The organism is Neorhizobium galegae, from assembly GCF_017877055.1.
Classification (GTDB): Bacteria; Pseudomonadota; Alphaproteobacteria; order Rhizobiales; family Rhizobiaceae; genus Neorhizobium; species Neorhizobium galegae_D.
In genome coordinates this window covers 615,882-637,799 of the sequence record NZ_JAGIPG010000003.1, presented here as the reverse complement: position 1 = coordinate 637,799, position 21,918 = coordinate 615,882, and the positions used below count along the sequence as shown (strand labels likewise).

Below are 21,918 nucleotides of genomic sequence, written 5' to 3'. Positions count from 1 at the left end.
TGCCTGAAGCTGTGATCTCATGGCGGCGAACCCGTTCCTGTCTTTCGTTTTTCCGCGCCTTGCTCTTGTTCTACAGGCGCTCCGCAACAAGGACGATCTGTCCGCTCCTTTTTTTCATCGCTTTCAGAATTTTCGATCTGCGCCAGCAGGCCCAGTTTGGATGACTATCCTGTGGGCGACAAAATAGCGGGGCTTGCCTTACCAAGGCCCTTGGCCTGTGGTTGAATTTCGCAAAGGGAGGAAACATGAAGATCACCAAGCTTGAAACCGTGCGCGTTGCAGAGCGTGCGAACCTGTTGTGGGTCCTCGTCCACACCGATGAGGGGATTACCGGCCTCGGCGAAACCTTCTTCGGTGCCGAGACCGTGGAGAGCTATATCCACGAATACGTGGCTCCGCGGGTCATCGGCCGCGACCCGCTCCAGATCGACCTTCTGGCGCAGGAACTCGTCGGCTATGTGGGTTTTCGCTCTTCTGGAGCGGAAGTTCGGGGCAATTCGGCGTTCGATATCGCCCTCTGGGACATTTTCGGGAAGGTCACCAACCAGCCCATCGCCCAACTGCTGGGAGGCTTCAGCCGCCGGGAAATCCGCACCTACAATACCTGCGCCGGCACGGAATATATCAAGAAGGCGACCGGACAGGCGACCGCCAACTACGGTCTGACCGGTGGCACAGCCTATGACGACCTGAACGGTTTTCTGCATCGCGCCGACGAACTGGCCGAGTCGCTGCTTGAAGAGGGCATCACGGCGATGAAGATCTGGCCGTTCGACGCGGCTGCGGAGAAGACGAAAGGCCAATATATCTCGATGCCGGATCTGAAACTTGCACTTCAGCCTTTCGAAAAGATCCGCAAGGCCGTCGGCGACAAGATGGATATCATGGTGGAGTTCCACTCCATGTGGCAACTCCTCCCGGCCATGCAGATCGCCAAGGCCCTGACGCCGTACCAGACCTTCTGGCACGAAGATCCGATCAAGATGGATAGCCTGTCGAGCCTGAAGCGTTATGCAGAAGTATCGCCGGCGCCGATCTCAGCCTCTGAGACGCTTGCGACCCGCTGGGGTTTTCGTGATTACCTGGAAACCGGCGTCGCAGGCATCGTCATGCTGGACATTTCGTGGTGCGGCGGCCTTTCGGAGGCCCGCAAGATCGCGTCCATGGCGGAAACCTGGCATCTGCCGGTCGCGCCGCATGACTGCACCGGCCCGGTCGTTCTCTGTGCCTCGACCCATTTGTCTCTCAACGCGCCGAACGCACTGGTGCAGGAAAGCGTGCGCGCGTTCTACAGAACGTGGTACCGCGATCTGGTGACGGCGCTCCCGGAGGTGAATAACGGCATGATCACCGTGCCGCCAGGTCCGGGTCTGGGGCTGGATCTCAACCCCGAGCTCGATCGCGCCTTCACCGTCAGCCGGCGGACGTCCGACGTCTCCATTCTCTAAGGTGCAATTCAAATGAATATATCCTCGGCGACCGTGCTCAAGACCGCGAGCATGACCGGTCCGATGCTGATGCTCCTGGGCATGCTGATGTTTGCCCTGAACGATGCCATGGGCAAGTGGCTCGTCGCAAATTACGGGCTTGGTCAGGTTGTCCTGATCCGCAGCCTTGCGGCACTGATCATCCTCGTGCCGATGGTCTGGAAGGCAGGCTTTGGCAATCTGTTGACCGTCGAACGACCGGGCATGCAGTTTTTCCGCGTGGCGTTTTCGACTGCTGAAGTGTTCTGCTTCTATTATGCGGTCATGTACCTGCCGCTCGCCGACGTCATGACCTATTGGCTGGCGGCGCCGATCTATGTTGCGGCGTGCTCGCCCTTCCTGCTCGGCGAAAAGGTCGGCTGGCGGCGCTGGACGGCGATCGCCGTCGGCTTCATCGGTGTCATTATCACGCTCGAACCTTCGAGCGCCATGTTCAGCGCGCCGGCAGTCATTTCGATCGTCGGCAGCGCCGCCTTTGCCTTCATGCTGATCTCCGGACGTTTCCTGCGCGGCACGCCGGATAGTGCGCTGGTCTTCTTCCAGGTCATGGGCGCCGGTGTAGCGGGCCTTGCCTTCGCGCCCGTGGACTGGTCACCGATAACATCGAGCCGCGATTTTCTTCTGCTCGGCCTGCTCGGGATCGTTGCCATGGCAGCGCATATGCTGGTCAACCGCGCCCTCAAGATTTCCGATGCTGCGACTGTCGCGCCGCTGCAATATACGCTGCTGCTCTGGGCGGTGATCTTCGGGTGGATTTTCTTTGGCGATACGCCCCGGTTCGGCATGATGGCAGGGGCGGCCCTGATTGTCGCTTCCGGCCTTTTCATCTTCATCCGCGAACAGACGCTCAAGAAGCGCCCGGCGGTGCTTCCGGCGATCCCCGAATGATAAAGGCTCGCGGCGCCTGAAGCGCCGCGAGCCTGTTACTTTGGAGAATTGACCGCTTCAGACGAAGCGGCTTCTTACTCTATTTGCGGACTTCCTTGAGTTCGGCAACGATGCCGTCGACCACATCGGCGCCGATTTCGGTCTTATGCTTTTCATAAACCACCATCGACTTCTCGCGAATGCGCTTCTGCTCTTCCGGTGAAAGCGTGTTCACCTGAAGCCCGGCCGCTTTGATCTTGTCGAGGGACTTCTTGTTGAGGTCGCCGATCACCTGGCGTTCGACATCGCGGCCGACCACGGCGCAGGCGCGCAGCGCCGCCTGCTCGTCCGGCGCATAGGTATTGAAGATCGCCTTGGAGAACAGGAAGAGGAACGGCGTATAGGCGTGGTTGGTCTCGGTGACGTATTTCTGCACTTCGAAGAACTTCGAGGTGTCGATCGTCACATAGGGATTTTCCTGCGCGTCGATCGCCTTGGTTTCAAGCGCGGAGAAGACTTCGCCGAAGGCCATAGGCGTGGCGTTGGCACCAAGGTTCTGGAAGGTGTCGAGGAAGATGTTGTTCTGCATGACGCGAACCTTCATCCCCGAGAAATCTTCCCACTTGTTGACCGGGCGAACCGAGTTCGACAGGTTGCGGAAGCCGTTTTCCCAATAGGCGAGGTTGACGAGGCCGGCAGCGTCCAGCTTCTGGTTCATCATGTCGCCGAACTTGCCGTCGAGGACCTTGTAGGCTTCCTGCGCGTTGCCGAAAAGGAAGGGCAGGTCGAAGACGCCGAGCGCCGGGACGATGCCGACCAGTGGCGACGAGGACGTCACCACGGCTTCCTGGACGCCGGAACGCAGCGCCTGCGTGGCCTGCAGGTCGCCGCCGAGAGCGCCGCCCCAGAAGGCCGTCAGCTTGATCTTGCCGCCGGACTTCTCGTCCAGGCATTTCTGCATCGCATTGATGCCGTTGCCGACCGGATGGTCGGCATTGATGCCGTTCGAGACACGGATGTTGCGTGCCTTAAATTCGGCGAAGGCCGGGACGGCCGACGAGCAGGCGATAGCAAGGGCAGTGGTGGTCAGTAGAAGTTTTCTCATTTTATCCTCCCATGGATGAGTTTGAGACAGGTTTAATGGAGCCAGCGTGCAGGCACGATGACGAGGTCTGGAAACAGGACGAGCAGAAAGAGCACGAGCGTCTCGGCAATCAGGAACGGCCAGACACCAGCCGTCACCTTTCCGAGTGGAATGCGGGCGACGCCGCTGACCACGTTCAGCACCACCCCCACAGGTGGCGTGATGAGGCCGATGGAGTTGTTCATGATGAACAGAACACCGAAGTAGACAGGGTCGATACCTGCCTGCTTGACGATCGGCATGAGGACCGGTGTCAGGATCAGGATGGTCGGCGTCAGGTCGAGCGCCGTCCCAACGACCAGCACCAGGATCATGATGGCGAACATCAGCAGCATCGGGCGGTCGATCAACGGCTCGATGTAACCGACGACCTCGGCCGGAATATTGGCAGCGGTGATCAGCCAGGAGGACACGAGTGCCGCGGCCACTAGGAACAGGATGACCGAGGTGGTCTTGGCTGCCCGCAGGATGACATGCGGCAGCTCGCTCGGCTTCAGCTCGCGGTAGATCACCATGCCGACGAAGAGCGCGTAGGCGGCGGCGACGACGGCGGCCTCGGTCGGCGTCATGATGCCGGCCTTGATGCCGCCGAGGATGATCACAGGCATGCCGAGCGCCCAGGCGGCACGGCCGGTGACTCGCAGGCGTTCATTCGTCGACGCCTTCGGCAGCGGCTGGACATTGTCCTTCCGCACGACGATGAGCCAGGCGATGATCAGTGACAGGCCCATCAGGATGCCGGGGAAAATGCCGGCAAGGAAAAGCTGGGTGATCGAGACGTTGCCGGCTACGCCGAAGACGATGAAGGCCATCGATGGCGGGATGACCGGCGCAATGATGCCGCCTGAGGCGATCAGGCCGCCCGAACGCGGAACGTTATAGCCAGCCTTGGCCATCATCGGGATGAGGATGGCGGCAAGCGCGGCGGTATCGGCCGCGGCCGAGCCCGAGATGCTCGCCATGATGATTGCCGCCATGATCGCGACGATGCCAAGGCCGCCGCGGATATGGCCGACGCAGGCAATGGCAAAGTCGATGATCCGGCGCGACAGGCCGCCCGAGTTCATCAGTTCTCCTGCGAGAATGAAGAACGGAATGGCGAGCAGGGTGAAGGTATCGACACCTGCGATCATGTTCTGAGCGATGATCTGGGTGTTGAACATGTCCATGTACCACATGAGCACGACACCGCAGAACATCAGCGAGAAGGCCACCGGCACGCCGATCGCCATGGCGCCCAGAAGCGATACGATGAATACGACAAGTGTCATCAGGTACGCTCCGCCATCTGCTCGATCGTCAGGTTTTCACCGGCGAAGATGCTGATCTCTTCCTCCGTCACGCGACCGGTGAGATATCGGAAGAGGCGTTCCAGCGCGATCAGCGACATGCCGGCGCCGGTGAACAGGCCGATGCCGTAGACCCAGATCATAGAAATGCCCGTCACCGGCGCGCTCATGCTGGCGTTGATCTCGAACTGCTGCCAGGTGCCCCAGAAGAAGATTGCCGAGCAGGCGAGGATGATGATGTTCGACAGGATCATGCAGACCAGGCGGCCCGTGCGGCCGAAGAGCGCCACCACGCTTTCCACCCCGAGATGGCCATGCTCGCGAAAGGCAACGACGGCGCCGATGAAACTCAGCCAGACGAAGAAGTAGCGGGACAGTTCTTCGGAGACGGACATCCCGGAATTGAAGGCGTAACGCAGGACGACATTGGCGAAAACCATGATCGCCATCGCCGAGAGCAGGACGATCAGCAGGATTTCCAGAAATCTGAAAAAGAGATTGATTGTTTTTTGCATATTCCCCTCCCGTATTGTCTAAATAAGCCCGCGCCCGGCGAGGTTTTTCATCAAGGCCGATGGCCCAAAGCTCCACTCCCGGCATTTGTCGCCGTGTTCCCGCTGATGGAACGAATGCCCGAGCTTGAAGACTCTATATTCGGTGTCTCCGATTTCATGTGTAATCAGCATCTCCTCCACTGCCCTTACAAGGCGCATCTCCCGCGGCCTGCTTATTGTCAGGATGTCTGACAACTCTCCACCGGTGGTATTTCTAAAGAGAGTTTTACTCGCTGTCCAGCGGCCCTTGACTGCTTTCAGGAAATCTCCTGGATCGATCTAACGGGGCGGCCGGGTAGAACTTAATAAACTTTCAATTGAAGGTCGAGACGACTTGCCGCACCGTGGAGATGATGGCGCATCGCCTCCCGTGCGCGGATAGGATCGCGGCTCGCAAGGGCATCGCGGATTGCGACGTGTTCCGCGATCGTCACTTCGACGATCTCGGTCAATACCGCTGCCTCTCGGGCCATATTGATCGCCAGATGAATTCGCTCAGCGATAAAACCGAGGAATAGCAGGAAGTATTCGTTATGCGTGGAAGCTGCGATCTGGCGATGAAAGGCGAGGTCGGCCAGGACGCCTTTTTCGGTCCACTTCTCTCCGCCGGTCATCTGTTCGAGCGCTTCGTCGAGCTTCATAAGGTCTTCGGCGGTGTGATTGGTGGCTGCGAGACCGGCAGCTTCGATCTCAAGGGGCAACCGGAGCTGAAACAGGCTTTGAAAACTTGCGTGGTCGGCAAGATTGCCCTGTTCAATGCGAATCGACTGCCTGTGCTCAAAATCGGTGGCGAACGCTCCGACACCCTGCCGGGTCTCGACCAGACCCTCATTGCGAAGCTGCGCGATCGCTTCGCGCACGACCGACCGGCTGACGCCGAAGGTCTTTGCCAGAATGTGTTCCGTCGGCAGCTTCTCGCCCGGCGCGATCCGGCCCTCGCTGATCTCGCGTCCGATCTGCGATGCGATCCGCGCGGGCAGATGTTCGTTTCGTCTGATCTGGCTGAAGTCCATTACCACGGCGCCGGCTCTCCCTTGTGACGCTCTTCTATGACTTCCGGGTAAAATTCAACTGGCAGCCTGGGTTCATCACCATGTCGGGATCGATGGCATTCTTGATGGACGTCAACAGGCGGCGCTTCGTTTCCGGAAGGCGCGCATCGAAATCCGCCCGCTTGAGGCGGCCGATGCCGTGCTCGGCGCTGAGGCTGCCATGGAACCGATCAAGCACCTGGTTCAGGATGGTTTTCGACTGGTAGATCCGTTCGAGCCGCTGTTGATGGGGCAGCTCCACGGATGGCAGAACGTTGAGATGGACATTCCCATCGCCGACATGACCGTAGGAGACGCACACGCAGTCGGGCAACGCGTCGTGGATAGCCTTTTCGGCCTCGGCGACAAAGGAAGGCACCTTGGAGAGCGGAACCGAAACGTCGCTGCGCATATGGATACCACGTTTCGCCTGGCCTTCATTCATTCCCTCCCGGATCAGCCACAGGTTTCGCGCCTGCGCCTGCGACGAGGCAATCGCGCCGTCGAGGACGATGCCGTCTTCCATGACGCCCTCAAGGAAGCGCTGCATCAGGTCGGCGATATCGACGAGGCCCGAGCCGGAAACCTCCATGAGAACATAGGAGGGATAGTCGGTGGCCATCGGGATCGACAGATCCGGCATGGCTTCCCGGGCAAGCGTGAAGGCAAGGGGCGGCATGAATTCGAAGGCGGACATCAAATCGCTGCAGTCGCGCCGGGCGCGGCGATAAAGGGTGATCGCGTCCTCCAAAGAGGCGAGGCCGACAAGGGCGGTCGCCACCTGATCAGGATTGGGCGTCAGCTTGATCGACACGGCGGTAACAATGCCGAGCGTGCCTTCGGCGCCGATGAAGAGCTGCTTCAGGTCTATGCCGCGGTTGTCTTTCCTGAGCGTCGAGAGACCGGCGAAAATCGTACCGTCCGGCAGGACCACCTCCAGGCCCAGCACCAGTTCGCGCGTCATGCCGTATCGAAGCACATTGATGCCGCCGGCATTGGTCGAGACGTTGCCGCCGATCCGGCAGCTTCCCTGCGCGCCGAGCGCCAGCGGGAAGAACATTCCCTCTGCGGCGATCGCTTCCTTCAACTCCCATAAGATACAGCCCGCCTCCACGACGGCGGAGAAGTCGTCGACATCGATCTTGCGGATGCGGTTCATGCGTTCCAGGCTGAGGACCACCTGACGCTCCGGCATATCGGGAAGGCCGCCCAGCACGAGGCCTGTATTGCCTCCTTGAGGGACTATGGTGAGGCCGAGATCACGGCAGCCTTTCACGCAAGCTACCACGTCGTCCGTCGAACGCGGTCTCAGGACGGCAACCGCAGCACTGGTCACGTCGCCGTGCCAGTCGCGACAGTATCGCGCCATCGAATCCGTATCGGTCAGGACAAGGTCCTCGCCAAGCATCGATCGCAGGAGGAGGCGATGTTTCCCGACCGGGTCAGTCTGCAGGCTCGTCATTCTCAGTGGTTCCTCCGGATGATCCGTCCCCTGGCTGGATAGTTCGGTTTGCCCCGCGCCTTATTCCCGGCGCACAACTATCCTGTTTTCAAAGGAAGCATATAAGGTTATCAGACAACCGTACAATATAAATTTTGGCGTATCCGGGCAGACGTGCGCTTCGGGTCGAGATGGGAGGAAGCATGCATATTCTGATCATAGGCGCGGCCGGCATGGTGGGCCGCAAACTGACGGCGCGTCTCATCGCCGATGGCGGCGTTCTCGGCAAGCCGATCGACAAGCTGACCCTGTTCGACGTCGTGAAGCCCGATCATCCGGAGGGGTTTTCCGGATCCGTGATGACGAGCGACGCCGACCTCTCGATGCCGGGTGAGGCCGAAAAGCTCATCGGGTCCCGCCCCGACGTGATCTTTCACCTTGCCGCGATCGTCTCGGCGGAGGCGGAACTCGATTTCGAAAAGGGTTACCGGGTCAATCTGGATGGCACCCGCTACCTGTTCGATGCGATCCGCCTCGCGAACGGAGAGGGCGGCTACAAGCCGCGGGTGGTGTTCACGTCGTCCATCGCTGTCGCGGGTGCTCCGCTGCCGTTCCCCATTCCCGATGATTTCCACCTGACGCCGCTTACCAGCTACGGCACCCAGAAAGCCATTTCGGAATTGCTCCTTTCGGACTACACCCGCCGGGGCTTCTTCGAGGGCATCGGCATCCGGCTACCGACCGTGTGCATCAGGCCAGGCAAACCCAACAAAGCCGCTTCGGGCTTCTTCTCTAATATTCTGCGCGAACCGCTGATCGGGCAGGAGGCGATTCTGCCCGTGTCGGATGAGGTGCGCCACTGGCATACATCGCCTCGCTCGGCTGTCGGATACCTCGTCCATGCGGCGAATATGGATGTCGAGCCGGTCGGTCCACATCGCAATCTTTCGATGCCGGGCGTCAGCGCAACCGTCGGCGAGCAGATCGATGCGCTTCGCCGCGTGGCGGGCGAAAGGGCAGTAAACCTCATTCGTCGCGTACCCGACGAGATGATCATGAGAATGGTTGCGGGCTGGGCACCTGGTTTCGAGGCAAAACGTGCGACCGCCCTCGGCTTTACCGCGGAGAAAAATTTCGACGAGATCATCCGCGTCCATATCGAGGACGAACTTGGAGGCCGCCTGTGATCGGAAATCCGCGCGCGGACTGAAGGGTTTGGCCTTCAAGACGAACGGTGCCCTCGCTCAGATGTCGGAAAGCCTCGGAGCGAGGACGCGTCATTTATATGTGGCATTTGAACTTTAGCGATTTATTTCATTCTTCCCGCTTATCCTTCATCCGTAAATTTTTCCGGGCAGATCGGCTGTGCTTGAGGGAGCGATGCTTGGTGCGGAAGTGATGATCCTGCTGGAATCCTGTCCGCTCGCCGCGCTCATTGTGAACGCGGCGGGTTTCGTCACCTTTGCGAATGCCGAGGCAAGAGCACTTTTTGACGAAGCGGACATGTTGTGTGGCACAGGTATCGCCGATCTCCTGCCTGGATGGCCGCTGGATAATCCCGAGGGTTCGTCGGTTCTCTTGAGCTGCAGGGCAGGAGAAATCCGGAACTGCAACGTCAGAGTTTCGTCATGTCCGGCATCAGGCGCGCCGATCACCGTGGTCTGGATCGAGGCCGGGGCGCAGGAAAGATCCGCCGGGCATGCCGCTCGGGAAGCCAATCTTCGCCTGCGATATGTCATCGAGATGTTGCCGCAGGCCGTCTGTGTCTTCGACGCCAAGGACCGTTACGTCCTTTGGAACCAGAGATACGCTGATCTCTATGCCGATATCGCCGAATACCTGACGCCCGGAATTCCGTTCGAGGAGATTTTGAAGATCAGTCTTGCAGGCGGCAGCATTCAGGAGGTAGTGCCGGACCAGGGCGTCTGGCTTAGCGAGCGCATGGCGAAGTTTCGCCAGCCCGTATCACAGGAAGAGCGGCAAATGAAAGACGGGCGATGGTTGCGCTACGACGATCGCCGCACGCCGGATGGCGGCGCCATTGGAATGCGCATAGACATTACCAGCCTCAAGCAACGGGAAGAGTGGCTTCGGCAACTGTTCGACGCAAACCCGATGCCGATGCTGCTCTGCGATGGCGACAGCCTTGCGATTCTTGAAGCCAATCACGCGGCGCTTCAGTTCTATGGCTACGAGCGATCCGTCATTCTTGCCAAAGCCGTTTTCGACATGCACGCTGAAGGCCAGGGCGAGGAGTTCGCCGCGAGGCTCCGCAATCTCAGCGGCGACTGCGAAGCGCGTACCGTGTGGCGCCAGCGAACTGCGCAGGGTAGGGAACACCACGTCCTCATTTATGTCCGGTTGCTCCACGACGGCGGCGATCGACGGCTCCTGCTGACGATCGCGGATGTCAGCGATCGGGTGCTGGCGGAGGCCGAGGCCAACAGGCTGGCGCATCATGATGTTCTGACGGGCCTGCCGAACCGGATGCAATTCTACAAAGCTCTCGATGAGGCACTCAAGCCTGAAGCGAACGAGGGAATTGTCACCGTTTACTGCCTCGATCTCGACGGGTTCAAGCCGGTTAATGATACGTTCGGCCATGCCGCCGGCGACGAGGTCTTGAAGCTTGCCGGTGAGCGATTGCGTTCGGCTGCGGGCGGACATCTGGTGGCTCGCCTCGGCGGCGACGAATTCGCCATCCTCGTGAAAACCGAACACCAGGCGGATATCGGCCTTGCGGATCGATGCATATCGGCCTTGAGCGCACCGTTCAGAATCAAGGGATTGTCGATCAGCATCGGCGTCAGCATAGGAATAGCCGCTGCAAGTGTTGTCGCCGGTGACCGAGAAACGCTTGTCCAGGCCGCGGATCGTGCGCTTTATCGGGCAAAGTCGGCCGGCCGCAACACCTGGCGGATAGCCGAAGACGAGATTATGCCGTTGGTCGTCACGGTCCGCTGACGCGATGAACGTATTTCAGCCTCTTCACCCAGCCGCTCGCTTTCGGGACGTTTGCCGAGTTTCAAAGTGATCCTCAGATCAGCTGCCATGCGACATCTCATGTTCGTAAAGCTGTTCCATGCTCAGGGACGCAACTTCGGAAAAGGGCGTCTGATTGCGGACGCGGCCGGCGCCGAGAATGACGACCTCGTCACAGAAGGAAATGGTGCTGTGATGGTGGCTGACAACGATCGTGGTGCGGCGTCCGGCTCTTAATTTCAAAGTCTCCACGATCGATGCCTCGGATAGACCGTCCATGGCATTCGTGGCCTCATCCAGGATCAGGATTTCCGGATCGCGTACCAGAGCTCTTGCCAGCGCGATCCTCTGTCGTTGACCGGCCGACAGGCTCGCCCCCCGGTAGCCGACGACAGTTTCATATCCGTCAGGCAGCTTCTCGATAAATTCATGTGCTTCGGCAAGTCTGGCCGCGCTTTCCGCCTCGGGGAGGGAGGTATCGTGGCCGTAGACGATGTTCTCAAGAATGGTGCCGTCCACCAATTCAAGATCCTGGCTGGCAAGCGCAATCTGTTGGCGCCACTCAGCGGGATCGATTTGGTCGAGCGATACGCCGTCGACAAGAATATTCCCCTGATCCGGCTCAACAAACCGACACAGGAGATTGACGATCGTGCTCTTTCCGGCGCCCGACCGTCCGATAATTGCGGTCGAGCGGCCCTGGCGAATGTCGAAGCTTACCGAACGCAGGACCACCGGCCGTGTGCTGGAGCCCGGATACCTGAAAGTCACCTGGTCGAACTTGATCAGCTGGCGGAGCCCCCGGATCGGGTGACTACCTTGGGGGGCCGCTGGTTTATCGGAGGAATCCAGTAGCCATCCGACCTCTTCCAGCGCCCCACTCCACCCCTGGATCTGGCTCCAGGCCATCTGCAGCGCTCGCACATGCGGTTGCAGCCTATAGAGCAGGACGACGAAGGCCACGATGACCGGAAAACCGACCCCCACCCGCCATGCGCTGACAACCACGCCCAGAAAGAGCGCGGAATGCAGCACTTCGGTTAGCGGCGGGAGAGCTGCCTGGCGGCTGTTAAGAATGAAACCCGCCTTTCGCACGGCATTCGAAGCCGCGTCGAAGATCGTTCTTTCGCGCGATTCCTGGCCGAATGCACGGATGAGACGCCCGGCGTGAACGAGGTGAAGCATCCTCGCGGCAAGTTCACTGTTGAATGACGTGACATTGCGGCTCGGGCCTTTCAGGCCGGCCGACAGCAAGGCATGGATGGCTTGGATCAGGACAAGCCCAAGTGTGACGCACAGCGACATCTGCCACGAAAGCAGCAGCAGAAATGCGAGCAGGATAACGGCCGCCGATGCATTCACGATCGCGGCTAGGATGGTCTGGACCGCATCCGAGGCCCGCCAGGACTCGTTGGAGATGATGTTCAGCAGCCGCCCTGGGCTTTGCTGCAGGAAGAACGGATAGCCGATCGTCAAAAGCTGGTCGGCGAGACGATGCCGGATCGAATGACCGGCCTTGCCGTAAATGAAATTGGCAAGCACCGCGTTGGCAAAGGCCAGCACGTTCTTCACGGTGATCAATCCGAGAATGGCGGCCGCGATGACGACCAGCCGCGTCTGGTCGTCCAATCCGGTTCCCACCCGTTGAAAAACGGCGGAAAGGCCGGCCATTCCCGAAGCATCGTTCTCGCCGGCAATGATGCTGAGCATCGGGATGACCAGACCGATTCCGGTGCCTTCGAGCACGGCGCTGCTCAGTCCCAGGATAACCACGATTGCCAACAGGCCGGTGTTTTTTCCCAGAGCCTCCCGGAGGAGGTGAGAACTCGACGTGAGGAAATCTAGCATGGCGGCGATTCCCGCTGGGGGTGGCGCAGGCGGCTGCTTCTGTCGACATCCGCCTGTTTTGGCCAGCGAACGGCAAGCAACGCAAACTTCGCTGCTCCGACGAGGTTCATGACCACGATCGTCAAGTGGGACAGCGAGATCTCCGGATCGAAACGATAGCCGCCGAACAGTTCTCGCCAGGCCGATCTGGTCGTCCAGCAGAAATGACGAAGCAGCCAGGGGGCCTTGAACGCGTGCTTGACGCAAAGGCCACCGTTTCCAAAGCTGTAGTCACGGTGAAGCCGCTCGATCGCATCGCGTGTGGTTCGGCCGTGAAAATGCTGGACCGCCATGTCGGGAACATATTCGATCGGAATGCCGAGTTGATAGGCGCGAACGAGGTAATCCGTATCTTCTGCAGACCGCAACAGGCCCCCGGCACCAAACCGTTCGTCAAAGCGCCCGATGCGGACTGCAGCTTCCCGATGCATGGTCATGTTGCAGCCGAGCACGAATCCGCCCGGATGTACATCCGGCGTGAAACGGGCCCGGAATCGCGACCGCTTGATTGTGAAAGGCAGGTCGTGCGGGTTGCCGAGATCGACGCGGCCGCCTCGGACAATACATCGCTCACCTGCCGAATAATGCCGGTTCAGATCCTGCAGATAGGTGCTCTCGACGATACAGTCATCATCGATAAAGATGAAAAATCTGCCGCGCGCCCGCTCCATTCCTGTATTGCGCGCGGCAGCCAGGCCGGGCTGCAGCTCCACCATCCATCTGAGAGGAACAGCGGATTTCGCCGCGATGCGGGATAGGCGCTGGGTTGTATCGTCGGTGGATCCGTTGTCGACCACCACCAGTTCGCAGCTTAGGGAGCAAGCTTGGCAGGCGGCTTCGATCGAGCTGATGCATGCCTCGAGCGCGGCTGCCCTGTTGCGGGTGCAGACGATAAAGCTTGCATCGATGGGGTGACGCCCCTCAGGAGATAAGGGCGGCCGGGCATGTACATCGAGGACTTGCTTATGCTCCATGGACATCAGGCCAGTCCTCGAAGCGGTAACACCGTCTTGGCCGGCACCGATTGATAGTATCGTGCCATCCCATCGAGCCTCCGGATCGCCCCTTCCGACATGCGGCTCAACCAGGGCGCAGCGACGGCGGCTCGAAGCCCGTAGCGCTCCCGCCGCCGGATGACGTCCCATTTTCCCGTGCGCATAAGAAACGCGTGGGTCAGCTCCGGACGTTGCTCATCAGCAATGAATTGGTAGAGGAAATAGAAGAAGCACAAGGCTCCTTCCGCGTAGCTGCGAGCGACTGTACCGGTTTGCTCGGCGACTTTTCTTTCGATCGCGAGCATGCAATCGGCGGCTCGGCGCACCGTATCTGGCGTAACGGCTGCGCCGATATCGAGAAGAGCGTCGGGGTCGTCGTTAAAACCCTGTCGTTCGAGATTTTCGGCGACGATCTTCAGGTGGGTTCGGCGCATTTGCCGCTTGTGCCTGTTTGTAACGCTGTCGGAGTGTATACGATAGGCGATCAGGCTCTCATCGATCATCGCTGCTGGAAACTCGCGTGTAATACGCCTGAAGAGATCAAAGTCCTCCGCGTGGACATAGCTTGCGTCATAGACCAGCATATCTTCGGGAATGACCTTGCGATTGTACATCACCGTCGAATGCAGGAAGATCGTGAAGAACAGCGACAGTATGTGCCAATCCCCAGACTGATAGATGGGATTAGGCGTGCTGCGCACGACGCGGTCGCCGAGAAGCCGATCGACTTCCGTTCCGCTGATCGCAAGCTGAGGCCGCTGCTGAAAGAGCGCGACCTGACGGGAAAAGCGGGTTGGATAGGAGATGTCGTCCGCATCCATTCGGGCGACCAGGTCACCCTTCGCCAGGGCAATGCCCTCGTTCAGGGTGGCAATCAACCCGCGGTTCTCACGTGAGACGATGCGGACGCGATTGTCGATCTTCCGATATCTGTGAAGAATATCCAGCGAGAGATCGTTCGAGCCGTCATCGATGGCGACGATCTCAAGGCGCCTATGGTCCTGACGCAAAATGCTCTCGACCGCGGCAGCGAGATAAGGTTCGCCGTTGTAGACGGGCAATACGACGGAGATCAGCGGGGAGGACATCGTTCGGCTCGCAATGGCGTGGCAAATCGAAGTTCCTGCATTTGCGCAGCCTCCGAAATGGCTGTGGCAGACTGCGCATCATACGTCGGGTCCGTATAACGTAGGTCTCCGGATCCTTCCGGCTTGCCGAAAGACGGGACGGTAGCCTGCTTGCTTCGGGGGACGTATGGGAAATAGCGTTTGAGCTGGTTGAATGGTTTTTCGAAAGCCAGCCACGAGATCGCGGCCAATACCAAAGTTCCCGTGGTCGCTACGAGGAGGCGTCCGATACCCTGTTCCGAGACGTTGAGCGGAATCCAGGGTTGCGCAGTTACGACGAAAGAGAGAACGATCGGATGGAACAGGTAGACCCCGTAGCTGACACGCCCCACAGCGGTAACCGGGGAGAGTTCCAATAGACGGCCGGGAGCTCCCCGCAGGCCGGACGAACAGTATCCGACCAGGGCCGTGAGCGGGATGAGAGGAAAAACCTCCAGTCCAATCCAATTCATCCATGCGAGGGCCGGCGACAGGGGTAGCGGTTTCAGCCACATCAAAATGGCTGATGCAACAAGCAAGGGTGCCGAGCTCACCCGCATCCAGTGCGGCAATGTCTGCGACCGCGCGCGACGGAGCGCAAGGAGCGCTCCGGCCACCAGAGCGTCCATTGATGCCGGAGGAAGAAGGTCCCGCGCGAGCGAAGGCGTCCCCGTGAAGGGCCAATAGAACCGATAGGCGAGCGAGCACGCGATAAGAGCGAAGCAGATCGGTTCAAGCCAACGACGCGGGGCGAGCAGGATGACGAGCGGCCACACGATATAGAACTGCTCTTCGATGCTCAGGCTCCAGGTGTGACAAAGCACCCAGGGCGTCCATTCATCGCGAAGGGCATACCAGAAGTTCGAAAGGTAAAGGGCGTGCCATTTGATGCTGCCGCGAGCCTGCTCGAGATTGACCAGCCAGACGAAGCTCAGCACTGCAAAGTAGGCCGGAAAAATGCGCAGGGCCCGGCGAATATAGAACGACCTTATCGCGGTGCCTGGTTCATACTGAGTAGCAAAGCGCGCTTCCAGCAAGAGTCGGGTTATCAGGAAGCCACTGAGAACGAAGAACAGGCGTACGCCGATATGGCCCCAGTGGGACCCATCGGCCGCGAAAAAATGCGCGTATAGGACCATCGAGACGGCAATGGTTCTAAGGCCATCCAATTGTCGGTCGCGTGCATGAAGCATGGAGCCCCCCAGTTGCGCAGGACTTGTTGTTACTCCCGCGCACCGCTCGCATTTTGCAGCCGTGCCCTTGTTTGGAATCCAGCAAAGTATTTCGTCAGCCTGAAAAGTTTAGGCTAAATCCGGCCGAACTGTGGCCGCCACGGCAGTTTCAGACTTTAGCCCCTCCAGGAAGGTGGCCTTTAGTCCTAACTGGCGACGCAAACTTTCGACCGCACATTGTCTAAAGGATCTCAAGCCCATTAGGCCGTGCATCGCCACGCGTGCCCGCCCAGGTCCCGGTTTAAGCGCTCGATTAAACGAGCGCCAACAGGCGGAATTTCCAGAGGCGTCGCTATGCCGCCTAGTGCGGCCGCAGAACGGATCGCGCTCCTGAGACCTGGCGCACGGGCGTGCCGTAACATTTCTTAATGTGACTACACAGTGCGGCTCCTCCCCATCGCTATCGTGTGACCAAAGAAAGCCAAGGGCGCTCGGCGGCCCACTTAAAAGGTCCACTCAATGATCCCGCTATCGATCATATCATCCACGCTTCAACGCTGCTGCGAGCTTGTCGGGAAAGCGGCGTTGCTCGCATGCCTACTTTCAACGGAGGCGTCCGCAGATGCTCAAAGGCCGGTAACGACGATCGTCGCCAAGCGAGGTGTGCTGACGGAGAGGATCGAGGTGGTGGGCTCGCTCGCGGCACGGGAAGAGATCGAAGTCTATCCCGCTGTCCTCGGCAAGGAGGTGCGGCAGATTCTGGTAGAGGCGGGACAACATGTTGAACGTGGCCAAGCGCTCGCATTCCTGGACACGACTGAAGCCCTGATGTTGTTGGACAAGAATGCGGTAAGCCTCCTTCGAGCAAAAGCTGCCGTGGCGGTTGAGAGCAGCAAGATAGAGGTGGCGATGGTCACTGAGGCCGAAGCGCGCAAGAAGATGGAACGCAGCCGCTCCCTCCAGCCAAAAGGTGCTATCGCTGACAATGTCCTCGACGAAGACTTGAACGCATACGCCCGAGCCGTCGCCGAGTTGCGACTGGCGCGCCAATCTTTGGAGCTCGCCAACGCGGATCAGCAGTTGATCGTTAGCGAGCGGCGGGAAATCGAACTGACTGTTCAGAGGAGCACCTTGCGAGCGCCCGGCTCAGGTCGGATATTGAGCCGGAACGCGCGTGTAGGTGCGATGACATCGAGCTCAGCCGGGCCTCTTTTTGTCATCGCTGACGATGATGATATCGAGTTCGTAGCGCAGGTGACGGAGACAAGCTTCGTTCGGCTGCGTGAAGGTATGAGCGCCGAAATTACCTTGCCAGGACGCGACCAAGCCATCGCAGGAACCGTCCGGCTGAATGCCGCGCAACTCGATCCCAGGACAAGAAGTGGGACGGTGCGGATCGAACTTGCAGACAAAGCCAGACTTGTTCCAGGCGTCTTTGCGCGGGGCAGCGTCAGTATCGAAGACCGGCAGAATGTTCTCCTCCCGGGAACAGCCGTCAAAAGCACAGCGGCTGGCCACAACGTTTACGTCGTTTCAGACGGACTCGTGGATATCCGCCCGGTCCGCATCGGATCGCAGCAAAGCGGCTTCGTAGAAATCGTCGACGGCATCAGGGAAGGTGAGGAGGTCGTCCTGAAATCAGGTGCTTTCCTGAAGGCGCGGGAGCGGGTGAGGCCTGTATTGGCCATGACGCCGGGAACGCGTGCAGACGCATCCATATCTACCCCCGATCGCCTCGGAGCTCGACTTCAATGAACGGAAACATATCGGCTTGGGCGATTCGTAATCCGCTTCCCTCGATCCTCCTATTCCTCATCCTTGTCACCACGGGTCTTTACAGTTTTTCACGGCTGCCCGTTACCTACTTCCCGACCATCGACGAGCCGGCCGTGAATGTGATTGTCGACCAACCCGGCGGCGCGCCGAGCGAGTTGGAGACTGAAGTCACGCGTCTTGTTGAAGACGCAGTAGCATCCCTTGCAGGCGTAGAAGAGATCAAGTCGACCGTCACACAAGGCCGTTCCGTTACCGCCGTCGAATTCGAGCTCGGCGTCATTTCGCCAGATCGCGCCATGGGCGACGTACGCGACGCAGTTGCTAAAATCCGCAGCGATCTTCCCGATGGAATAGATGAGCCTGTCATCGAACGGGCTGAGGAGGAAGCACAAGCGGTTGTGACCTATGCCGTTACAAACCAGGACATGACCGTTGCAGAGCTTTCGTGGTTCGTCGAGGATGTCGTTGCCCGGCAGTTGCAGGGGCTGAAGGGCGTTGGCCGCATTGATCGTGTCGGAGGTGCTGATAGGGAGATTCATGTCGAACTCGATCCTTCGCGATTGCAGGCGCTCTCTCTCACGGCAAATGCAGTTAACGAAAGCCTCATCGGAAGTCAGTTGGATCGTTCCGGGGGGCGCAGCAACCTAAATGGCAGAGAACGGACGCTGACGACCGCTGCGGCGGCGCAGACGATTGCGGACCTCGGTGGTTCTCGTATCCTCCTGTCGGACGACGTCAGTGTGAAATTGGACGATGTCGGCAACGTCCAAGATACCATCGCCGAAGCCCGAGCCTTTGCTACTTTGGATCAAGAAGAGGTCGTAGGCTTCGCCGTATACCGCTCAAAGGGTTCGAGCGAACTCGCTGTTGCGGAGAAAGTGGCCGCCGCACTGGAGAAGCTGAATCTCGAACAGCCGGCGATCCGCTTCACGCTGGTCGACGACAATATGTCCTACACGGCGGGCAACTATAATTCGGCGATACATACCCTCTATGAGGGCGCTGCACTGTCAATCGCCGTCGTGTTTCTATTCCTGCGCGACTGGCGAGCTACGGTCGTAGCCGCAATCGCCCTTCCGCTGTCGATCATCCCGACCTTCTTTGCCATCGATCTCCTGGGTTTTTCCCTCAACATTCTCAGTTTGCTTGGGATCACCTTGGTGACAGGAATTCTCGTGGACGATGCGATCGTTGAAATTGAAAACGTCGTGCGTCATCGCGACATGGGCAAATCCGCCTACCGAGCTGCATTGGATGCCTCCGACGAAATAGGGCTTGCTGTCATAGCCATATCCGCGACGATCATGGCTGTCTTCACTCCCGTCGGTTTCATGAGCGGAGTGGTCGGGCTGTACTTTCGAGAATTTGGACTGACCGTTGCGATAGCGGTGTTCTTTTCACTTCTGGTGGCCCGATTGATCACGCCGATCATGGCTGCAAACATCATGACGAACGCCCCTCCGTCACACACTAGGAGATGGCGTATGGTGTTGGCGTATGAAGGGTTGCTGAAGGTCAGCCTGCGGTGGCGATGGATCACAGTCGGATGCGCATTTGCGGTCTTTGCATTGGCTTTGTACGGCCTGAGCTCTCTGCCGACCGCCTTTTTGCCGGAGGAGGACACGGGCCGTTTGACGTTCTCCGTGGAATTGCCTCCTGGGGCGACTTTGGACGAAACAAGGACAGCGACGGACGAAATAGCCGCCCTGATCCGGCGGGATCCCGCGGTGGAAGGGGTATTCGTCAGGGCGGGGTCGAATACGGCCGGACTGGAAGATGTACGATATGCCGTTGTCCTGATCGATCTGCTCCACAAATCCGGGCGTGACCGTTCATCGTTCTCGATACAAGCCGATCTTGAAAAGGCGCTTTCTTCCATTTCGGACGTCAGGCTGCGCTTTCTTAATACGCGTGGCGGTCGGGATGTGTCTTTCGCTGTCGTGTCCGCGGATGGCGCTCTCGCTCAGCGCGCGGCAGACAACATACTGCAGGAGCTCACCGCCGACAAAAGCTTCGTCAACCCGACTGCCGACAACGCGACAACGCGCCCGGAACTGCGGATAAAGGTTGACCCGGACAAGGCTTCCACGATCGGCGTATCTCCGGCAGAACTTGCCCGCACGATCCGGGTATCGACGGTGGGCGACGTCGACAGCCGACTGCCCAACTTCATTGATAGAGGCAGACAAATTCCAATTCGTGTGCTGCTCCAGAGGCATGCTCACGATGATTTGCCAACCCTTGAAATGTTATCAGTACCGACGACGAGAGGGACGTCAGTTCCGTTATCTTCTGTCGCCGACATCAGCTTCGATGAGAGGGTCGCCGCCATCGAGCGATTTGATCGCCAGCGTCGCATCGAGATTTCCGCCGACATGGCTGACGGCATGACGTCGGGCCAGGGTCTCGAAAGGCTGGCCCAGATCGGTAGCGTCAAGAATCTGCCGGCAGGTGTGCGCATTCAAACAACCGGGGATTCCGATACTGAAGGCGAGGTGTTCTCAAGCTTTGCGGTGGCGATGGGATCAGGTGTCATGCTCGTCCTTGTCGTTCTTATCCTCCTCTTCGGAAGCGTGCTGGCGCCCTGGACTATCCTGGCCTCCCTTCCCCTGTCGATCGGAGGCGTTGCAGCCGGCCTCATGTTCAGCGGCAACGCCGTCTCACTTCCCGTCGTCATCGGAATCTTGATGTTGATGGGGATCGTCACGAAAAACGCCATCATGCTCCTGGACTTCGCCATTGAACGCGAAGCCCATGGGCTGCCTCGGGTCGATGCGATCGTCGAGGCCTGTTCGAAGCGCGTCCGACCCATCGTCATGACCACGTTTGCTATGATCGGCGGAATGGTCCCCTCCTCGCTCGGGGTAGGGGACGGAGGCGAATTCAGGGCGCCCATGGCGATCGCGGTAATTGGCGGTCTGCTCGTGTCCACGGTTCTATCGTTGATCGTCATCCCGTCGCTCCACCTGATCGTTTCCGACTTTGGCGATCGTACCGCTCGGATCTTCAAGCCCCTCCTCCAGTCGGCCGAGATCTGAAGGTTGCAGGCGGCGCAAGCGCGCTTGCACTACCAGCGGAGGGCCGGCCAACCACCTGGCCGGCCCTGCCGTATATATAGCGCATTTCCGGTGAAACCGGATCACCTGAAATGCTCTATCTATTTGTTTTCACGCAGTCCGGACGCAAAACCGCTGACGCACTTTTGCTGGACGTGCTCTAGTAGAGCGGTTTTCCGCGGCGCCGCCACTCCGTCGGTCACGTCAATTCTGCGTCGCGGGGCGAGCGGTTGCGGCGCTTGTCGCCATAGCAGGGCGCGTTCGGTATCCTGTACACTGCGAGTACGAACCGTAACAAAACTTAATAAAGCGAAATATCCGAGGACCAGCCGCCGGCCCACTATAGGGTCCTCAAACAGGGAAAGACTTAATGCAGCCCAATTCAGCGTCCGCGAAGATATTGATCGTGGAAGACGACTTCGAAATCGGCAATCTTCTGGCCTCGACAATTCAGGAAAGCGGGATGCTGCCGACCGTGGCTGAGGACGGAAACGTGATGCAGTCCCTGCTTCGCAGCAATTCCTATGACCTTATTATTCTCGATGTCATGCTGCCGGGCGAGGATGGCCTGAGCATCTGCAAACGCATCCGTTCGGAAAGAACGATCCCGATAATCCTGTTGACGGCACTCGGAGAGGAAGTCGACCGGATCGTAGGACTGGAAGTCGGCGCCGACGACTACATTACAAAGCCCTTCAGCCCAAGAGAAGTGGTCGCTCGGATTCGCAGTCTCCTGCGTCGCGCCTCTTACGGACTTACCAGCAGCTCTGCGCAAAGGAAGCTGCGCTTTGACGGATGGGTGATTGACCCAATGCGGCGCCGGCTTCACGATCCCGGCAACGCTCGCATCGCTTTGACAACAACGGAATTCGATCTTCTGTTGGCGTTCTGCAGAAATCCGGGGAGGGTCATCACCCGCGAGGAACTGCTCTTGTTTACCCATTCCGGGTTGGCGGGACCGATCGAGCGCAGTATCGACGTGCATATCAGCCGGCTCCGTCAAAAGATCGAGGCTGATCCTCGCGAACCAACGCTCCTGCAGACGGTCAGGCTGGGAGGATATACTTTCACCGCGTCGGTGGAGGAAGTCTGAAGTAGATGCCTTGATCGTTCTCCGGCGCTTGGGCGCCT

16 protein-coding genes are annotated in these 21,918 nt (G+C 59.1%); 7 read left to right on the top strand and 9 right to left on the bottom strand.

Annotated features, from left to right (window positions below):
• Positions 1-245 precede the first annotated feature (245 nt).
• Together J2857_RS22155 and J2857_RS22150 are read left to right on the top strand one after the other, a co-directional pair.
• Positions 246-1,448: a mandelate racemase/muconate lactonizing enzyme family protein gene (locus J2857_RS22155; protein WP_210012228.1), complete on the top strand. Its 1,203-nt coding sequence runs from the start codon at positions 246-248 to the stop codon at positions 1,446-1,448.
• Positions 1,449-1,460: 12 nt separating this feature from the next.
• The gene (locus tag J2857_RS22150; protein ID WP_245363663.1) at positions 1,461-2,375 is read left to right on the top strand and encodes a DMT family transporter; all 915 of its coding nucleotides are present in this window, start codon (positions 1,461-1,463) and stop codon (positions 2,373-2,375) included.
• A 79-nt stretch (positions 2,376-2,454) separates the two neighbouring features.
• Here the strand turns inward: J2857_RS22150 and J2857_RS22145 are convergent, their stop codons facing one another.
• The 5 genes from J2857_RS22145 to J2857_RS22125 all read right to left on the bottom strand — a co-directional run bounded on the left by J2857_RS22145 (position 2,455) and on the right by J2857_RS22125 (position 7,834).
• Positions 2,455-3,459, bottom strand: a complete 1,005-nt coding sequence (locus J2857_RS22145) for a TRAP transporter substrate-binding protein (RefSeq protein WP_210012227.1) — start codon at positions 3,457-3,459, stop codon at positions 2,455-2,457.
• Positions 3,460-3,491: 32 nt separating this feature from the next.
• Entirely contained in the window at positions 3,492-4,769 is a 1,278-nt protein-coding gene (locus tag J2857_RS22140; RefSeq protein WP_210012226.1) for a TRAP transporter large permease, read from the bottom strand.
• Positions 4,769-5,302, bottom strand: a complete 534-nt coding sequence (locus J2857_RS22135) for a TRAP transporter small permease (RefSeq protein WP_210012225.1) — start codon at positions 5,300-5,302, stop codon at positions 4,769-4,771. Before J2857_RS22135 ends, J2857_RS22140 begins: the two co-directional genes overlap by 1 nt.
• A gap of 341 nt (positions 5,303-5,643) precedes the next feature.
• Positions 5,644-6,354 carry a FadR/GntR family transcriptional regulator gene (locus J2857_RS22130; RefSeq protein ID WP_210012469.1) on the bottom strand — a complete coding sequence of 237 codons (711 nt, stop codon included), beginning with the start codon at positions 6,352-6,354 and terminating at the stop codon, positions 5,644-5,646.
• Between the two features lie 34 nt (positions 6,355-6,388).
• Positions 6,389-7,834: an FAD-binding oxidoreductase gene (locus J2857_RS22125; protein ID WP_210012224.1), complete on the bottom strand. Its 1,446-nt coding sequence runs from the start codon at positions 7,832-7,834 to the stop codon at positions 6,389-6,391.
• A 182-nt stretch (positions 7,835-8,016) separates the two neighbouring features.
• Here J2857_RS22125 and denD point away from each other — a divergent pair, with 182 nt between their 5' ends.
• Together denD and J2857_RS22115 are read left to right on the top strand one after the other, a co-directional pair.
• The gene (denD, locus tag J2857_RS22120) at positions 8,017-9,000 is read left to right on the top strand and encodes a D-erythronate dehydrogenase (RefSeq protein ID WP_210012223.1); all 984 of its coding nucleotides are present in this window, start codon (positions 8,017-8,019) and stop codon (positions 8,998-9,000) included.
• A gap of 193 nt (positions 9,001-9,193) precedes the next feature.
• On the top strand, positions 9,194-10,777 hold the full coding sequence (locus tag J2857_RS22115) for a diguanylate cyclase domain-containing protein (protein WP_210012222.1): 1,584 nt from the start codon (positions 9,194-9,196) through the stop codon (positions 10,775-10,777).
• 78 nt (positions 10,778-10,855) lie between these two features.
• Here the strand turns inward: J2857_RS22115 and J2857_RS22110 are convergent, their stop codons facing one another.
• From J2857_RS22110 to J2857_RS22095, 4 genes are read right to left on the bottom strand one after another with little or no spacing between them, the layout of a single operon-like run.
• Entirely contained in the window at positions 10,856-12,643 is a 1,788-nt protein-coding gene (locus J2857_RS22110) for an ABC transporter ATP-binding protein (RefSeq protein ID WP_210012468.1), read from the bottom strand.
• Positions 12,637-13,662, bottom strand: coding sequence for a glycosyltransferase family 2 protein (locus J2857_RS22105; RefSeq protein WP_210012221.1), 1,026 nt, complete (start codon positions 13,660-13,662; stop codon positions 12,637-12,639). The genes J2857_RS22110 and J2857_RS22105 overlap by 7 nt, the downstream gene beginning before the upstream one ends.
• A complete protein-coding gene (locus tag J2857_RS22100) occupies positions 13,662-14,765 on the bottom strand; it encodes a glycosyltransferase family 2 protein (protein ID WP_210012220.1) in 1,104 nt (367 codons plus the stop codon). Before J2857_RS22100 ends, J2857_RS22105 begins: the two co-directional genes overlap by 1 nt.
• Positions 14,750-15,976: an acyltransferase family protein gene (locus tag J2857_RS22095; RefSeq protein WP_210012219.1), complete on the bottom strand. Its 1,227-nt coding sequence runs from the start codon at positions 15,974-15,976 to the stop codon at positions 14,750-14,752. Before J2857_RS22095 ends, J2857_RS22100 begins: the two co-directional genes overlap by 16 nt.
• A 498-nt stretch (positions 15,977-16,474) precedes the next feature.
• Here J2857_RS22095 and J2857_RS22090 point away from each other — a divergent pair, with 498 nt between their 5' ends.
• The 3 genes from J2857_RS22090 to J2857_RS22080 all read left to right on the top strand — a co-directional run bounded on the left by J2857_RS22090 (position 16,475) and on the right by J2857_RS22080 (position 21,880).
• On the top strand, positions 16,475-17,710 hold the full coding sequence (locus tag J2857_RS22090) for an efflux RND transporter periplasmic adaptor subunit (RefSeq protein WP_210012218.1): 1,236 nt from the start codon (positions 16,475-16,477) through the stop codon (positions 17,708-17,710).
• The gene (locus J2857_RS22085) at positions 17,707-20,769 is read left to right on the top strand and encodes an efflux RND transporter permease subunit (RefSeq protein ID WP_210012217.1); all 3,063 of its coding nucleotides are present in this window, start codon (positions 17,707-17,709) and stop codon (positions 20,767-20,769) included. The genes J2857_RS22090 and J2857_RS22085 overlap by 4 nt, the downstream gene beginning before the upstream one ends.
• Before the next feature lie 388 nt (positions 20,770-21,157).
• The gene (locus J2857_RS22080; protein WP_040124382.1) at positions 21,158-21,880 is read left to right on the top strand and encodes a response regulator transcription factor; all 723 of its coding nucleotides are present in this window, start codon (positions 21,158-21,160) and stop codon (positions 21,878-21,880) included.
• The last annotated feature ends 38 nt before the right edge of the window (positions 21,881-21,918 follow it).

What these genes read in the sequence shown, in the direction of transcription:
- J2857_RS22155 (WP_210012228.1), top strand. Translation starts at nt 246, where the DNA reads ATGAAGATCACCAAGCTTGAAACCGTGCGCGTTGCAGAGCGTGCGAAC.
- J2857_RS22150 (WP_245363663.1), top strand. Translation starts at nt 1,461, where the DNA reads ATGAATATATCCTCGGCGACCGTGCTCAAGACCGCGAGCATGACCGGT.
- J2857_RS22145 (WP_210012227.1), bottom strand. Translation starts at nt 3,459, where the DNA reads ATGAGAAAACTTCTACTGACCACCACTGCCCTTGCTATCGCCTGCTCG.
- J2857_RS22140 (WP_210012226.1), bottom strand. Translation starts at nt 4,769, where the DNA reads ATGACACTTGTCGTATTCATCGTATCGCTTCTGGGCGCCATGGCGATC.
- J2857_RS22135 (WP_210012225.1), bottom strand. Translation starts at nt 5,302, where the DNA reads ATGCAAAAAACAATCAATCTCTTTTTCAGATTTCTGGAAATCCTGCTG.
- J2857_RS22130 (WP_210012469.1), bottom strand. Translation starts at nt 6,354, where the DNA reads ATGGACTTCAGCCAGATCAGACGAAACGAACATCTGCCCGCGCGGATC.
- J2857_RS22125 (WP_210012224.1), bottom strand. Translation starts at nt 7,834, where the DNA reads ATGACGAGCCTGCAGACTGACCCGGTCGGGAAACATCGCCTCCTCCTG.
- denD (WP_210012223.1), top strand. Translation starts at nt 8,017, where the DNA reads ATGCATATTCTGATCATAGGCGCGGCCGGCATGGTGGGCCGCAAACTG.
- J2857_RS22115 (WP_210012222.1), top strand. Translation starts at nt 9,194, where the DNA reads ATGCTTGGTGCGGAAGTGATGATCCTGCTGGAATCCTGTCCGCTCGCC.
- J2857_RS22110 (WP_210012468.1), bottom strand. Translation starts at nt 12,643, where the DNA reads ATGCTAGATTTCCTCACGTCGAGTTCTCACCTCCTCCGGGAGGCTCTG.
- J2857_RS22105 (WP_210012221.1), bottom strand. Translation starts at nt 13,662, where the DNA reads ATGTCCATGGAGCATAAGCAAGTCCTCGATGTACATGCCCGGCCGCCC.
- J2857_RS22100 (WP_210012220.1), bottom strand. Translation starts at nt 14,765, where the DNA reads ATGTCCTCCCCGCTGATCTCCGTCGTATTGCCCGTCTACAACGGCGAA.
- J2857_RS22095 (WP_210012219.1), bottom strand. Translation starts at nt 15,976, where the DNA reads ATGCTTCATGCACGCGACCGACAATTGGATGGCCTTAGAACCATTGCC.
- J2857_RS22090 (WP_210012218.1), top strand. Translation starts at nt 16,475, where the DNA reads ATGATCCCGCTATCGATCATATCATCCACGCTTCAACGCTGCTGCGAG.
- J2857_RS22085 (WP_210012217.1), top strand. Translation starts at nt 17,707, where the DNA reads ATGAACGGAAACATATCGGCTTGGGCGATTCGTAATCCGCTTCCCTCG.
- J2857_RS22080 (WP_040124382.1), top strand. Translation starts at nt 21,158, where the DNA reads ATGCAGCCCAATTCAGCGTCCGCGAAGATATTGATCGTGGAAGACGAC.